This is a genomic window from Exiguobacterium sp. s63 (assembly GCF_018617335.1).
GTDB lineage: Bacteria > Bacillota > Bacilli > Exiguobacteriales > Exiguobacteriaceae > Exiguobacterium.
The window spans coordinates 409,675-425,306 of record NZ_JACSKB010000001.1 but is presented as its reverse complement, the minus strand read 5'-3'; the positions used below and the strand labels follow the sequence as shown (position 1 = coordinate 425,306).

Annotated in this window: 13 protein-coding genes; 11 read left to right on the top strand and 2 right to left on the bottom strand. The window is 47.7% G+C overall.

Annotation, left to right across the window (positions count from 1 at the left end):
• The first annotated feature begins 9 nt into the window (after positions 1–9).
• Positions 10–1,164 (top strand): radical SAM family heme chaperone HemW, encoded by a 1,155-nt coding sequence (hemW, locus tag KNO90_RS02235; protein ID WP_215112926.1) that lies wholly within the window; start codon positions 10–12, stop codon positions 1,162–1,164.
• A gap of 43 nt (positions 1,165–1,207) precedes the next feature.
• Here hemW and KNO90_RS02230 read toward each other — a convergent pair whose 3' ends face one another.
• A complete protein-coding gene (locus KNO90_RS02230; protein ID WP_214741266.1) occupies positions 1,208–1,813 on the bottom strand; it encodes a DUF1054 domain-containing protein in 606 nt (201 codons plus the stop codon).
• 192 nt (positions 1,814–2,005) lie between these two features.
• Here KNO90_RS02230 and hrcA point away from each other — a divergent pair, with 192 nt between their 5' ends.
• The 6 genes from hrcA to KNO90_RS02200 all read left to right on the top strand — a co-directional run bounded on the left by hrcA (position 2,006) and on the right by KNO90_RS02200 (position 8,431).
• The gene (gene hrcA, locus KNO90_RS02225) at positions 2,006–3,028 is read left to right on the top strand and encodes a heat-inducible transcriptional repressor HrcA (protein WP_215112925.1); all 1,023 of its coding nucleotides are present in this window, start codon (positions 2,006–2,008) and stop codon (positions 3,026–3,028) included.
• A gap of 17 nt (positions 3,029–3,045) precedes the next feature.
• Positions 3,046–3,633 (top strand): nucleotide exchange factor GrpE, encoded by a 588-nt coding sequence (gene grpE, locus KNO90_RS02220; RefSeq protein ID WP_214741262.1) that lies wholly within the window; start codon positions 3,046–3,048, stop codon positions 3,631–3,633.
• 29 nt (positions 3,634–3,662) lie between these two features.
• Positions 3,663–5,489 carry a molecular chaperone DnaK gene (dnaK, locus tag KNO90_RS02215; protein WP_215112924.1) on the top strand — a complete coding sequence of 609 codons (1,827 nt, stop codon included), beginning with the start codon at positions 3,663–3,665 and terminating at the stop codon, positions 5,487–5,489.
• Positions 5,490–5,599: 110 nt separating this feature from the next.
• Entirely contained in the window at positions 5,600–6,706 is a 1,107-nt protein-coding gene (dnaJ, locus tag KNO90_RS02210; protein ID WP_214741258.1) for a molecular chaperone DnaJ, read from the top strand.
• A gap of 18 nt (positions 6,707–6,724) precedes the next feature.
• Positions 6,725–7,663, top strand: coding sequence for a 50S ribosomal protein L11 methyltransferase (gene prmA / locus KNO90_RS02205; protein WP_214741256.1), 939 nt, complete (start codon positions 6,725–6,727; stop codon positions 7,661–7,663).
• A 3-nt stretch (positions 7,664–7,666) separates the two neighbouring features.
• Positions 7,667–8,431, top strand: coding sequence for a 16S rRNA (uracil(1498)-N(3))-methyltransferase (locus tag KNO90_RS02200; protein WP_215112923.1), 765 nt, complete (start codon positions 7,667–7,669; stop codon positions 8,429–8,431).
• A 32-nt stretch (positions 8,432–8,463) separates the two neighbouring features.
• On the opposite strand, the gene KNO90_RS02195 is transcribed toward KNO90_RS02200, so the two are convergent.
• Positions 8,464–12,120: a S8 family serine peptidase gene (locus tag KNO90_RS02195; RefSeq protein ID WP_215112922.1), complete on the bottom strand. Its 3,657-nt coding sequence runs from the start codon at positions 12,118–12,120 to the stop codon at positions 8,464–8,466.
• 308 nt (positions 12,121–12,428) lie between these two features.
• On the opposite strand from KNO90_RS02195, the gene KNO90_RS02190 reads away from it, so the two are divergent.
• Genes KNO90_RS02190 through KNO90_RS02175 form a run of 4 tightly spaced genes read left to right on the top strand, consistent with a single transcriptional unit; the run spans position 12,429 to position 15,599 of the window.
• The gene (locus tag KNO90_RS02190) at positions 12,429–13,052 is read left to right on the top strand and encodes a class I SAM-dependent methyltransferase (RefSeq protein WP_215112921.1); all 624 of its coding nucleotides are present in this window, start codon (positions 12,429–12,431) and stop codon (positions 13,050–13,052) included.
• A gap of 16 nt (positions 13,053–13,068) precedes the next feature.
• Positions 13,069–13,536, top strand: a complete 468-nt coding sequence (locus KNO90_RS02185) for an S-ribosylhomocysteine lyase (protein ID WP_012726660.1) — start codon at positions 13,069–13,071, stop codon at positions 13,534–13,536.
• Position 13,537: 1 nt separating this feature from the next.
• Entirely contained in the window at positions 13,538–14,476 is a 939-nt protein-coding gene (locus KNO90_RS02180; RefSeq protein ID WP_215112920.1) for a PLP-dependent cysteine synthase family protein, read from the top strand.
• A complete protein-coding gene (locus tag KNO90_RS02175; RefSeq protein ID WP_215112919.1) occupies positions 14,442–15,599 on the top strand; it encodes a bifunctional cystathionine gamma-lyase/homocysteine desulfhydrase in 1,158 nt (385 codons plus the stop codon). The genes KNO90_RS02180 and KNO90_RS02175 overlap by 35 nt, the downstream gene beginning before the upstream one ends.
• The last annotated feature ends 33 nt before the right edge of the window (positions 15,600–15,632 follow it).

Below are 15,632 nucleotides of genomic sequence, written 5' to 3'. Positions count from 1 at the left end.
TGGCCGAAATTGGCTAAAGCCGTATATCTTCACATTCCATTTTGTGAACATATTTGTTATTACTGTGATTTCAACAAGGTGTTTCTAAAAAATCAACCTGTTGATGAATATTTAGATGCATTAGAACGAGAGATGGAGTTGACGCTCGAGGCGTTTCCGACTGATCGGATTGATACCATCTTTATCGGTGGCGGGACACCGACCGCGCTCAATGAGGAACAGATGGCGCGCCTGATGGATATGGTTCGTCAACACCTTCTGCCACTTGCGTCAGCCGACTTGGAGTATTCTGTCGAAGCGAACCCGAACTTTGTGAGTGCCGAAAAACTCGACACGATGAAAGCGGGCGGCGTCAACCGACTTAGTTTCGGTGTCCAGACGTTTGATGATGGTGGACTCGAGCGCATCGGACGAACGCATCGGGCGGATGATGTGTTCGAGACGGTGAACGAAGCGGCAAAACGCTTTGATAACATCTCGATTGATCTTATGTTCGGTCTTCCGGAACAAACGCTTGAACAAATTGATCGTGATTTAGAGTTGGCACTTCAATTACCGATTCAACATGTATCCTCTTATTCGTTGATCCTCGAACCGCATACCGTATTCGCGATTCAAGATCGAAAAGGGAAGCTCCGTTTACCGGGGGAAGATGTTGAAGTCGAAATGTACTTGAAAGTGATGGAAACGCTTGAACGTCATGGTCTCAAACAATATGAGATCTCCAACTATGGCTTGCCTGGAAGAGAGAGCCGTCATAATCAAGTGTATTGGCGCAATGAAGAGTACTATGGATTTGGAGCCGGTGCGCACAGTTATTTGAACGGGACACGCCGTGCCAATATCGCTCCGATTCCTCACTATATTAAAGCAGAAGGCATCCCTGTGAAACGGGTGACGGAGCTTGAAGAAGTGGAAAAAATGGAAGAAGAGTTGTTCCTCGGACTACGTATGCGTGCCGGTGTCTCACTTCAGACATTTGAACAGAAATATGGGGCATCGCTCGATGAGGTGTTCGGTCACGTCATCGAAGAGTTGGTGAAAAAATCGTTGATTGAACGGACGGACACACATATCCGTCTAACGGCGTCCGGTTTGCCGCTCGCCAATGAGGCCTTTGCCGCCTTTATCGGAGAAGCAAAACTTCAACATACCGAGTCATAAAAAATGGACAAATCCCTCACGAGGGATTTGTCCATTTTGTATGTTACAAAACGAGGTCGCGATAGAGCGGTGTGAGCCGACCAAATGTATCTTCTACTAATGCAAGAAATGCATCTTCGTTTTGAAGAATCGATGCATCGGCGGGAAGTTGTCGGCCAATCAAGAAATCAGCCTTTTTAACAGTACCGAATCGCTCAAGTAGCGATTGAATGTCTTCATTTGACGTATCTTCGACTAGGAACGCCTCTTTTTTCATATGGTCACCCGCGATATGGAAATCGGGGAATGTCGATTTCAAATCGATTTGTTGTAAATGTTTCGCGATGGCGTCCTTGTTTGGCATCTCATAAATGAACGCAAGCCAAATGAAGACACGATCGTCAAACAGCCCAACTTGTAAGTGTGGATGTTTTTTGTACCCTCGTTTGTCGTGGCAAATCGCCATCCATGTATCTTTCGGTGGATTCACCGTACGTCGTGCGTGTTTCGCGACGTGAAGGTAAAGGGGGATTCCGACATCGGCCTCGAGCTCTGGCCCGACCTCGTCATATATCCGGTGGAAGAGCGGTTGAATATCTGAGCGGATGCCAGACATTCGTTCGTCGAGTCCGTCCTGCTTAAATACGTCAAATTGTTTTGTTGTAAACATTTCATCACCTCACGTTCTATCATAACGAAACGATTCTTCTTTTTCAGGTTTGCCGTTCGTAAAAAAGGTGAAAAAATCCGAGTGTATGAATTGACATATTGTGAGAACATGATAATATTTGAAGTGTGATTAGCACTCGTTAAATATGAGTGCTAATAAAGTGGGGTAATTTTTTCAGAGAGGAGTGATGTTGTGCTGACCGATCGACAATTGCTCATTCTTCGAGCCATTATTGACGATTACATTCAGACAGCCCAACCGGTCGGTTCACGTACGTTGTCAAAGCGAGATGACTTAACATTTAGCTCGGCGACGATTCGGAACGATATGGCCGATTTAGAAGACATGGGGTTGATTGAGAAACCGCATACTTCCGCTGGTCGAATCCCATCCGAAATCGGATATCGATATTATGTGGACCATCTCGTCGAGAAACAGATCATTGACGAGCGGGAAACAGGTCGTCTAGAAGAGCGTTTAAAACAATCTTCTAAAGAGTCTGAAATCCTGATTCGCCAAGCTGCTGATCTCCTTTCTGATTTGACCAATTATACAACGGTCGCCCTCGGTCCAAACAGTCAAATGGAAACATTGGCACGTGTGGACTTTATGCCATTAGATGAGCGACGGGGTGTCGTTCTCATTGTCACAGATCAAGGTCATGTCGAACATCGAACCGTCATGTTTGAATCACGTGTCGCTCCTGACGTCATCGAGGAAACGATTCGATTGTTAAACGATCGACTTGTCGGAACATCGATTGGACAGCTAAAAGTCCGAATCGGAGAAGAAGTTGCTAAATTGCAGCTCGCGCAGCGACAGCAGTACGAGAACATGATGCAACTGATTCAATCGACGGTTGGGATTCAAACGCCATCCTCGCTTTATCTAGGAGGCAAGAAGAAGATCTTCAACCAACCCGAATTTCAGACGCTCGAGACGCTACGTCCATTTCTAGAATGGATTGACGAACAGGAACGATTGACACATTGGCTCGAATCGTTGCCAAATCGCGAGATTTATGTGAGCATTGGGAGCGAGAACGGAATTGTCGCCCTTCAAAATTGTAGTGTCATCACTTCGGATTATACACTAGATGGAAAAACATTCGGAACGATTGCCATGATTGGTCCGACCCGGATGGATTACCGTCATGGTGTCCAAATGATGGGACAAATTATCGAAGCGTTGCGACGCACGAAATTAGATGAATGACGGAAAGGAGTTTTACTATGACAGCAGATCATCAAAACGGGCATGAGCAAGAAGAAGTGCTTGAAGAAAAATCTGTAGATTCGGCACAGACAGAAGAGAACGAGTCAACTGAATCAAATGAAGATGAGGTTTTAAATGCTGAGATTGTGGAAGAAAGTTCTGAGGGGACGGACTTACAAAAAGAAATCGAAGCGTTGAAAGCGAGCGAGCTCCGCATTCGTGCCGACTTTGACAACTTCCGTCGTCGGACGAACGAAGAAAACGCAAAACGTGTCAAGTTTGCTTCACAGTCTGTCATTGAAAAATTGATTCCGCTCATTGATAACTTTGAGCGTGCACTTCAAGTAAATGCAACTTCAGAAGATGCGAAGCAGATTCAATCGGGAGTGGACATGATTCATCGTCAACTGCTAGACGTATTAAATGCTGAGCAAGTCGAAGCGATTGAAGCAGTTGGACAACCGTTCGACCCGAACTTCCATCAAGCAGTCATGCAAGAACCGAGCGACGAGTTCGAGTCAGGCATTGTGACGATGGAGCTTCAAAAAGGTTACACGATGCATGGTCGAGTCATTCGCCCAAGCATGGTAAAAGTTGCAGAATAACACTACTTAACGAGACGGAGGAATAAACGATGGGTAAAATTATCGGTATTGACTTAGGGACTACAAACTCATGTGTGGCAGTAATGGAAGGTGGCGAAGCAGTCGTCATCTCAAACGCAGAAGGTAACCGTACGACTCCTTCGGTTGTCGCATTCAAAGGAGAAGAGCGTCAAGTCGGTGAGGTCGCGAAACGTCAGGCCATCACGAACCCGAACACGATCCAATCAATCAAACGTCACATGGGAACATCGCATACAGTTGATGTAGACGGCAAGAAATTCACACCACAAGAAATCTCGGCAATCATTTTGCAGAAGTTGAAAAAGGATGCGGAAGACTACCTCGGTGAAACAGTCACGGAAGCGGTCATCACAGTTCCTGCATACTTCAACGATGCGGAGCGTCAAGCGACAAAAGATGCTGGTAAGATCGCTGGACTTGATGTTAAACGAATCATCAACGAGCCGACAGCTGCTGCACTCGCATACGGATTAGATAAAGGTGAAGACCACACGATCTTAATCTATGACCTCGGTGGCGGTACGTTCGACGTGTCGATTCTTGAGCTTGGTGATGGTGTATTCGAAGTTGTCGCTACAGCTGGTGACAACCGTCTCGGTGGAGATGACTTCGACCAAAAAGTGATCGACTATCTCGTTGCAGAATTCAAAAAAGAGAACGGCATCGACCTCGGAAAAGACAAGATGGCACTTCAACGTTTGAAAGATGCTGCTGAAAAAGCGAAGAAAGACCTTTCAGGCGTTACAAGCGCACACATCAGCCTTCCGTTCATCACAGCAGGTGAAGCAGGTCCCCTCCACTTGGAGATGACACTCACACGTGCGAAGTTTGAAGAATTGACGGCTGACCTTGTCGAGCGCACAATGGAACCGACGCGTCGTGCTTTGAAAGATGCAGGACTCACGCCGTCTGACCTCGATAAGATCATTCTCGTCGGTGGTTCGACTCGTATCCCTGCCGTTCAAAAAGCAATCCACGACTTCACGAAGAAAGAGCCATTCAAAGGGGTAAACCCGGATGAAGTTGTTGCACTCGGTGCAGCCATTCAAGGTGGAGTTCTTGCTGGGGACGTGAAAGATGTCGTTCTTCTCGACGTGACTCCGCTCTCGCTCGGTATCGAGACAATGGGTGGCGTGATGACGAAACTCATCGATCGCAACACGACAATCCCGACATCGAAATCACAAGTATTCTCGACTGCTGCCGATAACCAGCCTGCTGTTGACATCCACGTCCTTCAAGGGGAACGTCCGATGGCACCAGACAACAAGACACTTGGTCGCTTCCAATTGACGGACATTCCACCAGCACCACGTGGTGTGCCACAAATCGAAGTTAAATTCGATATCGATGCAAACGGAATCGTTCACGTATCGGCGAAAGACCTCGGTACGAACAAAGAACAATCGATCACAATCCAATCTTCTTCAGGTATCGATGAGGCGGAAATCGAGCGTATGGTGAAAGAAGCCGAAGCGAACGCAGAAGCAGATAACCAACGTAAAGAAGAAGCGGAACTTCGCAACGAAACAGACCAACTCGTCTTCGCGACAGACAAGGCCATCAAGGACCTTGGTGAGCAAGTGGAAGAAGCGGACAAAGAAAAAGCAGAAGCTGCGAAAGAAAAAGCAAAAACTGCTCTCGAAGGTTCAGACCTTGAGGCGATCCGTACAGCCAAAGACGAATTGTCAGCTGTCGTTCAAGAGTTGACGCAAAAAGTATATGCTAAAATGGCTGAACAGCAAGGTGCTGAAGGCGCAGAACCACAAGCAGATGCGAAACAGGACGATGATGTCGTGGACGCAGAGTTTGAGGATCTTGACGACCGTAAATAAACAGCTGTTGTAAAGGAGAGCGCCAAAGCAGGTTTCTGCTTTGGCTCTTTCCATGTTAAGGTAGAATCGGTAAAATCGATACGAAGATCGAGAAGATAGGAGCGAGAATAGTGGCGAAACGAGATTATTATGAAGTGCTCGGGCTCGATAAGTCGGCCTCGGCACAAGACATCAAGCGGGCATACCGGAAATTGGCCCGTCAATATCACCCGGACATCAACCAAGAGGCAGATGCAGCGGATAAGTTCAAAGAGATCGGTGAAGCGTACGAAGTGCTTTCAGACGAACAGAAACGGGCACAATATGACCGATTCGGTTTTGAAGGAGCGAACCAATTCGGAGGAGGAGGCGACTTCCAAGGCGGATTTGGTGATATCTTTGACATGTTCTTTGGAGGCGGTGGACGCCGTCAGGACCCGAACGCACCGCGTCGCGGGGAAGATTATCAATATGTCGTCGACCTCGACTTCATGGAGAGTGTGACTGGAAAGACAGAGACCATCGAACTCGAAATCGAAGTCGAATGTGACACATGTATGGGTAGTGGTGCGAAACCTGGAACGAAGCCAGAAACGTGTAACCAATGTGGCGGCAGCGGTGTCGAGACGGTCGAACAGAACACGATTCTCGGTCGTATGGTTAATCAACGTCCATGTAGCAAGTGTCACGGAAGTGGTAAGACGATTAAAGAAAAATGCCCGACTTGCCATGGCTCAGGTCACGTGAAGAAGAAACAAACGGTCGAGGTCAAAATCCCAGCCGGTATCGATAACGGTCAACAGATTCGTCTCTCTGGCAAGGGTGGTCCAGGCGTGAACGGTGGACCAGCAGGGGACTTGTACGTCGTCGTTCGCGTCAGAGCACATGAGATCTTTGAACGTGTCGACCAACATATCGCAATGGATATGCCAATCACATTCGCCCAGGCTGCTCTCGGTGCGGAAATCGAAGTACCGACAGTTCACGGAAATGTGAGCTTGAAAGTGCCTGCGGGTACACAAACCGGTTCAAAATTCCGTTTACGCGGAAAAGGGATGCCGAGTGTGCGCGGAGGTGCAAATGGCGACCAGTATGTCAGTGTCATCGTGATGACGCCGAAGAACATGACTGACCGTCAAAAAGAATTGCTTCGTGAATTTGAAGAGATTAGCGGTGAGTCAGGTGTCGAAGAGGAACATGGTATGTTCCAAAAAATGAAAAAGTTCTTTAGTCACTAAAAGGAGTGTGTACGAGCGATGAAATGGTCTGAAATTTGTGTCCACACGACACAACTTGCGGTAGAAGCCGTATCGAATTTATTACATGAAGTGGGGGCACAAGGTGTCGTCATCGAGGACGTCGAAGATTTCGACCGAATGATGGCAGAAGACCATTTCGGAGAGATTTGGGACGTTTCAGATCGCGAAACGTATCCAACCTCTGGAGTGCACGTCAAAGCCTATATCCCGGCTTCTGCAGATTTCCAGGATGTGCTGTCGAATCTGAAAAAAGAAATTGAGCGACTTCGCCAGATGCTTGATATCGGTTCAGGGGAAGTCGAGGTCGTGGAAATTGATGAAGAGGACTGGGCACATTCTTGGAAGCAGTATTACAAGCCGGTCAAAATCTCACAACAGCTGACCATCGTTCCGCTATGGGAAGAGTACACTCCACAACCGGAGGAGAACGTGATTTTGCTTGACCCAGGCATGGCGTTCGGTACGGGAACTCACCCGACGACGATGCTTTGCATTCAAGCGATTGAGAACTATATCCAGGCGGGTGATCACGTCATTGACGTCGGAACAGGATCTGGGGTCTTGTCGATTGCGGCAGCAAAACTTGGCGCGACAAGCGTGAAGGCGCTAGATTTGGATTCGGTCGCCGTTGAAGCAGCTCGTCAAAACGTGGAAACGAACGGAGTAGGCGAACTCGTTCAAGTCGACACGGGCGATCTTCTGAAAGGTGTCGAAGGAGAATATGAGTTGGTCGTGGCGAACATTCTCGCTGATGTCATTCTCCTCTTCATCGAAGACGCCTATGCTCGCACGAAATCAGGTGGACGCTTCATTACTTCCGGTATTATCGGAGAGAAGCGGGCTGAAGTGACGGATGCATTGGTCGCAGCTGGTTTCGAGATTGAAGAGACGCGTGTGATGGAAGACTGGGTTGCGATTATCGCGAAGAAGGGATAAGCCATGCAACGATACTTCCTGACACCAGAAGCGTTCAAAGGAGACACGGTTACACTTCCCTCTGATGTAGTCCATCACATCGGGACAGTCTTACGACAAGGTCCCGGGTATGAAATGGTCTTATTGGACGGTACAGGTATTGAATATGCCTGTGAAGTGACATCGCTGGAGAAAAAAAGCGGAGAAGCAAAAGTCATGTCATCGCGCCAGTCGACGACGGAATTGCCAATCGAGGTCACTTTGGCGTACGCACTCCCGAAAGGGGACAAAGTCGAGCTCGTCGCCCAAAAAGCAACTGAGCTTGGCGTCCATCATCTGTTATTGTTCGAATCGACCCGCTCGATTGCCAAGTGGGACGGAAAAAAAGCTCCGAAAAAAGTGGAGCGGATTCAAAAGATTATGCAAGAAGCGGCTGAACAATCTTATCGTGCCGTGGTACCGACTTGCTCGTATATCTCTCCGAAAGAGCTCCATCAGAAAATGGATGCCTATGATGCCGTCATTATCGCGTATGAGGAGTCGGCAAAAGATGGCGAGCAGTCTGCATTCGCGCAATTGTTGAGTCAATTGAAGGCGAAACAGCGTCTTCTCGTCATCACGGGCCCAGAAGGCGGCTTCGATTCAACAGAAATCAGTCAATGGACTCAGGCGGGAGCGGTCGCTTGCGCGTTCGGACCACGTATCCTTCGGTCTGAGACGGCTCCACTCTATGCATTGTCTGCGATCTCGTTCGCACTTGAACTGAATGAACGACACGAAAACGGATGACCTCAATGAGGTCATCCGTTGTTTTGTGTCGTTTATTTTTTGTTGATTGTAATCACTTTCTTCGTCACGTTTCCAGCGAGGTCAGTCACTTCAAATGTGAAGGTGTTTTTCCCTTTCGCTGTAACAGGAAGTGTGATGGTTCCTGTGCGTGAGAAGGCACGCATCGCATAAGGTTCCTTCAACGTATGACTCCATTTCAAGTCCCCGTTGACACGAAGCTTGATCTCATCAAAGTTATCCGTCACCTTAACTTTCACGTTGACTGACTTCTGTTTAGACGATACGTTTTTCGGTACGTTCGTAACCGATAACGTGGCTTTCGTGGAGTCGACGAAAATCGGACGGACGAAGTTCGTCACGTTTCCAGCCGTGTCTTCTGCCATAAAACGAACTTTATGGAAGCCGTCTTTATATTTCCGTGTCGTATTAAACGTGTATTGGTCAGCAGTCGTGTCATATTTAAGTGGTACCTCGACTCCATCAACCATGAATGACGCAATCTCAGATGAATCTTTAATTTGTCCGATGATCGGCACGAGGGATGAACCGTATGGAGACAATGCTAAAGGTGCATCGACAAAAATCCCTGGTTTCGTCGCATCGTTTTCAGTAGAGACATTTCGGGTGATCACGTTCCCGGCATTATCGGACACGCGAACTGAGAGCTGGTCCGTTGGTTCGAGCTGTGTATCGAGTGTGTAGTTCGCTGTATCGGATGCTTCTTTCTTCACAACTTCGCCGTTGATGAGGAATTCGATGCCGTTGATTCCAGCAAAGTCATCCGACGCTTTGACGCTTGCTACGTTGTCGTCCCAACGAAGCGTGAAGCGTGGGTCCGTATAATCTACTTTGACAGGGATGCGTAGCGATTGAGCTTGTTTCTTCATGTAGTCGATGCTTGCTTCGATTTCATAGTAATATGTGCCTTTTGGCGCCATCTTCCCATTCAATTTTCCATCCCAAGCATTATCCGCTGCGTAATAGTAGTAATCGCCACTTCCACCATCGAAGTAGTTCTTCGTCAATTCGTCTTCCATCTTGAGGGTGCGAAGGACGTTTCCTTTCGAGTCAACAATACGATATTTGATATCTTTTGCATTACGTAATAGCGAGAAGACCGGAGTCGCCGTGTCTTTTGACCCGTCTCCATCTGGTGAGATGGCAACTGCCTCACGAGCCACAGACTCATCTAGCTTTTCACCTAAGTAGTTACCCTCTGCATCGACCAATCCAGACACGCCGTAGAATGCACCTTCTCCATAAATGGTTTCGTCAAAGATCGGCGCCTTGCCCCAGTCTCCTTCGAAACCAACGAATGGAACGACGAGAGATGGGTGACCGTCTGTGCCGTTCGGGTCAGTCAAACGAAGGAACCCGTCGACGAAATAGCCGTTCTCAAAGACCGATTTGGCAGATACTGTGCCTTCTAACGTCTCTGGATTCAAGACTTTTGCTTTCGAAACATCGATTGAGACAGTGATTTCTTTTTTCTGTTTGGCTTTCAATGTGACTTTACTTGAATTCGATCCGTTGATTTTTACGATGGCTTGCTCGAGCGCTTGAGCTTCCATCGCGTTTTGAACGATTCCATCTTTGTTTTTGACAGCGAGGTCCGTTTGTAACGATGCGGTCACATCATAAGTCAACGATTCATTCGAGAGGTTCTCGACGACGACTGTGAACGATGCCTTACTCTTCGTCAATTCTTTTAACGCAACTTTTGCTTCTTTCGTTTTCTTCTCATATGCCACTGCCGGTGAAGTCACGGCTGCATGCAGTTGCATGAGTCCAGCTCCGGCACGACGTGGTGAGTAAGGGAGTGACTGTTGTAACTCTTGGTTATACGGTCCGATATCCGTGACAGGCTTCGATGTGTTGAGCATCAAGTTCTTCGCCATCGTAACGCGTGCCTTTCCACTTAATTTGAAGTCACGGTCCACACGTTCTAAGACAAGGGCCGCCCCTCCGGCAACGTGTGGTGCTGCCATTGACGTTCCGCTCATCAACCCGTATTGGTTATCGTTAAACGTTGAGAAAATTTGTCCGCCTGGTGCCGAAAGCTCTGGTTTGAAATCAAGGTTCGGTGTGACGCCCCACGATGTGAAATCAGACATCGCCCCGGCAGACCGGTTGTTGACGCTGATTCGGTCACCGGCAAACGTTAATTGAAGAGGACCTTCAGCTAATTTGTCTTTCAGTTCATTTCCATCCTGAATGCTGAGTGAAGCCATCGGGATTTGAGGTTGATCGAGAGCCATCGAGACATAATCACCGTGTCCGACCGCACCACGTACGATGACACCTGCTGCACCTTGTGCTTCAGCTGTTTTTTGAATCTTCGAGTAGAAATATCCGCCGTCGCGAACAGCGAGGACGAGTTTTCCTTTCACGTCTTTTCCTTCATAATTCTCCGGTTGCCCGTCTCCGACATACACGAGGTCATACGTTCCTTCCTTGAAGGCAGGGCCGTCTTGTTTCTTCCATCCAATCTTTTCATCCCCAACAAGGAATGCGTCCAATTGAATTTGATCATTCTCTAGGGACGCGACCGATGTCGATGCTTGGCTGACACTCGGTGCCCCGACGACACCTGTATCTGGGTTTGAAGCAGTCGGTAAGTCGAATCCGTGACCAAAGTATGCGGAGTTCCCGGCAGAAATCGACATAAAGATTCCATTGTCGACGGCACGTTGAACAGCTTGTTGTTCTGGCGAATCGGTATCGACGAAGCCGGCTGTTGAGCCGAGACTCATGTTGATGACGTCGGCACCGAGTTTGATGGCATCATCGATTGCTTTGATGTAGATATCTCCATATGTAGAGGCATAGTTCGGATCGTTACTGAATACTTTTAATCCTAAAATTTGTGCTTCCGGTGCGACCCCTTTGATTCCACCGTTTTCCAAGTCACCGTTGGCGGCAACCGTTCCAGAAACGTGTTGTCCATGCATAGAAGCGCCAGGTGAATCGTCTTTGATGTCATCGTTCTCATCGTAGTAGTTATATGCGTATGGAACTTTCTCGTTCACATATTCACCCGGGAGACCGAATGCTGTAATGGCCTGATTGACTTCTGATTTTGTCAATTCTGCTGTTTTTGCATCTGTAATACGGTAATCACGGTGGTTGGCATCAATCCCTGAATCGATGACGGCAACGACAGTACCTTCTCCAGCGAACCCGTAATCTCCCCATGTTTGTTCGGCTTGAACCATGCCATTACTCGTGATCATGTCCGGTTTGACTTCAGGGCGCTCGTACTCGTTGACGATGTGAACAGTCGCCACTTCAGGAAGTGCTTCGACCTTCGCGATTTCACTCGTTGATAGGAAAGTTGAGAAACCGTTAAAGACGGTCGTGAATTCTTCAATCGGTGTAGCGGTCACGCCTTGTTTCTTTAAGGCTGATTTAGCACGTTTTTGCTCTGATTGAACAGATTGTTGTGCCTTATTTTGTTCCGATTTTGTCAATTCGTTAAATTTCTTTCCTTTTTGAGCGGCTTCAGCAATGGCAGGATCACCGACGAGCTCGACAACAACGCGAACTTTTTTCTGTTTCTTCTCTAGAACCAGTTTCGGTTTAACAGAAGCTTCTGCTGAAACAGACGTTGTTCCAGCTTGAATCAGTGCAGGTGATAAGGCGATACATGTAGCGAGTGAAGCGTTTAAATAGATTTTTTTTCGTGACAACGTATAGACCCCCTAAAATTTGTTATTACCTGTAAAAAATAAAGCATATACTCACATTGAGAACTATCATATCGCTAATCAGATGAAAAAGAGTGGATTTATTTGTAAAATAGGTAAGTGTTTTTGCACAAATTTTAATGTTCTGACAATTACTAAAGACCTAACACATAAGGCCTATATCCAACTAGATGTGATGCGAGAATCTAGCGAATGACTTGAAATGAATAAAAAAACCTGTTAATGTAACGTTAAAGTTAAATACCAATAAAACATATCAAATTAGTAAGAATTAAGATTGGGGTAGCGATATGAACTTACCATTCATGGATATCTTTAAGGATTGGGCAAAGGATTATGATACGACGGTCGAGGGGCATGATGAGCAATATCACGAAGTGTTCATCGGATATGAGCAAATGCTCGATGAGGTTGCCCTATATGTCGAAGGGACGGTACTTGAATTTGGTGTCGGAACAGGAAACTTGAGTAGTCGAATTATAAAGGGGCATCCGTTTATTGCGATTGAACCTTCGCCGGAAATGCGACAGATTGCTGTTGAAAAATTGGGGATTGATGTGCTCGAAGGCGATTTCCTCTCTTATCCGGATTTATCAAATGTGGATACGATCGTATCGTCATATGCGTTTCACCACTTGACAGATTCTGAAAAGGCCACAGCGATCGGTCAATACGTCGAAGACTGGGAACATCCGAAGTTCGTGTTGCTTGATACGATGTTTGAGTCACCAGCAGCTCGTCAGAACATCATCGATTGGGCGACGACGAAGGGGTACTCGGACCTCGTCGAAGACTTAAATCGTGAATACTATCCGTATACGTCAACGATTCGTTCCATGTTAGAAGCGAACGGATACAACGTGACGATGACGCAGAAAAATAAGTTTGTCTGGCTCGTAATAGCCACTAAATAACGAGGAGGAATTACTCATGAAAACATATAATGTTGAAAGCTTTAACTTGGATCATACGAAAGTACAGGCGCCATTTGTTCGTCTCGCTGGTGTGAAAGAAGGGACGGCTGACACGATTTATAAATACGATATTCGTTTCATTCAACCGAACGAAGGACTTATGCCGATGCGCGCGGTTCATTCACTTGAACATTTGATTGCCGAGAACAGTCGTAATCATTCTGAAGACATCGTCGACATCTCGCCGATGGGCTGCCAGACAGGCTTCTATTGGACGATGCTCAATGATGGGAACTACGAACGAATGCTTGATCTCGTGGAAGCGACGCTGCGTGATGCGATGAACGCTGAGGAACTACCGGCGCAAAACCCTGTTCAATGTGGGAATGCGAACCATCATGATTTTGAAGGAGCTAAGAAATTAGCTGCTGACATGCTCGCGAAACGTGACGAGTGGCATATCGTCTTCAAGGACGAAGCGTAAGATGATTGTCCGTGACGTCTATGAACTCATCGGGGACACACCGCTCATTGAACTTCGATCGCTTCCTGTACCAGCGAATGTCAAAGTGTACGGGAAGCTCGAGATGATGAATCCGGGTGGAAGTGTCAAAGACCGACTCGGGATGAACTTAATTGAACGGGCGATCGAGCGTGGCGATATCGCTTCAGGTGGCACGGTCATTGAGCCGACAGCCGGGAACACAGGAATTGGGCTTGCACTCGCTTGTCAGCGATATGACATCCGTCTCATCACTGTGACCCCGGAAAAGTTCAGTCAAGAGAAGCAGGCGTTGATGCGACTGCTTGGAGCGACCGTCGTCAACACGCCGACCGAACTCGGCATGAAGGGTGCGATTGCACATGCCATTGAGTTGGCTAAAGAACATGACGCCTATGTCCCAGAACAGTTCTCGAATCCCGACAACCCGGATGCTTACGTCGACATTCTTTCCCATGAGTTATTGAAAGATGTGCCACAAATTGACGTATTTGTAGCGGGAGCGGGGTCAGGTGGAACATTCACCGGTGTCGCCAAATCATTAAAGCCACTTGGAACGAAAACTGTCGTCGTGGAGCCGGTCGGTTCCATTTTGAATGGCGGTGAACCAGGACCACATAAAACAGAAGGAATCGGCGTCGAAAAATGGCCACCCTTTTTGGAGAGGGCTTACGTCGATGCGATTCATACCATTACAGATGAGGAAGCCTTCTACTACGTGGCACATTTAGCGAAACAGGAAGGTTTGCTCATCGGTAGTTCTTCAGGCGCTGCCATTGCAGCATGTGTAAAAGAAGCGAATCAATTGACGGAAGGCACGATTGTCACCATCTTGCCTGATAGTGCAGAACGATATTTAAGTCAAGGAATTGTCAAGGAGGCAGAACATGCGTACAAAGACAGCACTCATTCACGGTGGTAAAACGACAGACCCATTGACAGGGGCCGTCACACCACCGATTTATCAAACGAGCACGTATAAGCAAGACGGGATTGGCAACTTGCGCGAAGGATATGAATATTCGCGCTCAGCAAACCCGACACGAACGGCTCTAGAAACATTGATTGCCGATATCGAAGGCGGCGTACAAGGTTTTGCATTCGGATCTGGGATGGCAGCCATCTCGACGGTGCTTATGTTATTGAAATCTGGAGACCACGTCATCGTCGGGTCTGATGTATATGGAGGAACATACCGTGTATTCAATCGAGTATTTCAGTCACGAGGCTTGGAAGCAACTTTTGTCGATACATCCGATGAAACAGCGGTTCGGGATGCGCTTCAAGCGAACACGAAAATGATTTATGTCGAGACGCCGACCAATCCGCTTTTAAACGTGACGGATATTCGGGCGATGCGTGCGATCGCCGACGAGGCAGATGTGTTACTCGTTGTGGACAATACGTTTATGACGCCTTACTTCCAAAATCCGATCGATCTCGGAGCAGACTACGTCCTTCACAGTGCCACGAAGTACTTAGGCGGACATAGTGACGTCGTGGCCGGACTTGTTGTCGCGCGTACGGAAGAGCAGGGCGAGGCGTTGGCGTTCCTTCAAAACTCTGTGGGCGCAGTCCTTGGACCACAAGACAGCTTCCTCGTCGTTCGCGGCATCAAGACGCTAGCTGTTCGGATGGAGGAGATTGAATCGAATGCACGCGCCTTGGTTGAATTTCTTCAGTCGAACGAGTCTGTATCACGCGTGCTCCACCCAAGTGTATCGAGTGAAGAAGCGAAGCGGATTCATTTATCGCAAGCACGCGGATTCGGTGGGATGATCGCATTCGATGTCGGTTCAGCGGAAGCGGCAGAAATGATGGTCGCGAAGACGAAATACTTCACGCTCGCAGAGAGTTTAGGTGCGGTCGAGAGTTTGATCAGTGTCCCGGCACGCATGACACATGCCTCGATTCCAGCTGAACGCAGAGCAGAACTTGGCATCACCGATGGGCTCGTCCGTATTTCGGTCGGACTTGAGGACATTGATGACTTGATCGAAGACTTGGCACAAGCATTAACAGCAATTGAACAAGTGAAACAATAAACGGTCAGGGCGCGATTTCGCGCCTTTTTTTCA

Bases quoted from the DNA above. Each gene is read 5' to 3' on its own strand.
- KNO90_RS02230 (WP_214741266.1), bottom strand. From the start codon at position 1,813: ATGTTTACAACAAAACAATTTGACGTATTTAAGCAGGACGGACTCGAC.
- grpE (WP_214741262.1), top strand. From the start codon at position 3,046: ATGACAGCAGATCATCAAAACGGGCATGAGCAAGAAGAAGTGCTTGAA.
- dnaK (WP_215112924.1), top strand. From the start codon at position 3,663: ATGGGTAAAATTATCGGTATTGACTTAGGGACTACAAACTCATGTGTG.
- prmA (WP_214741256.1), top strand. From the start codon at position 6,725: ATGAAATGGTCTGAAATTTGTGTCCACACGACACAACTTGCGGTAGAA.
- KNO90_RS02200 (WP_215112923.1), top strand. From the start codon at position 7,667: ATGCAACGATACTTCCTGACACCAGAAGCGTTCAAAGGAGACACGGTT.
- KNO90_RS02190 (WP_215112921.1), top strand. From the start codon at position 12,429: ATGAACTTACCATTCATGGATATCTTTAAGGATTGGGCAAAGGATTAT.
- KNO90_RS02185 (WP_012726660.1), top strand. From the start codon at position 13,069: ATGAAAACATATAATGTTGAAAGCTTTAACTTGGATCATACGAAAGTA.
- KNO90_RS02180 (WP_215112920.1), top strand. From the start codon at position 13,538: ATGATTGTCCGTGACGTCTATGAACTCATCGGGGACACACCGCTCATT.
- KNO90_RS02175 (WP_215112919.1), top strand. From the start codon at position 14,442: ATGCGTACAAAGACAGCACTCATTCACGGTGGTAAAACGACAGACCCA.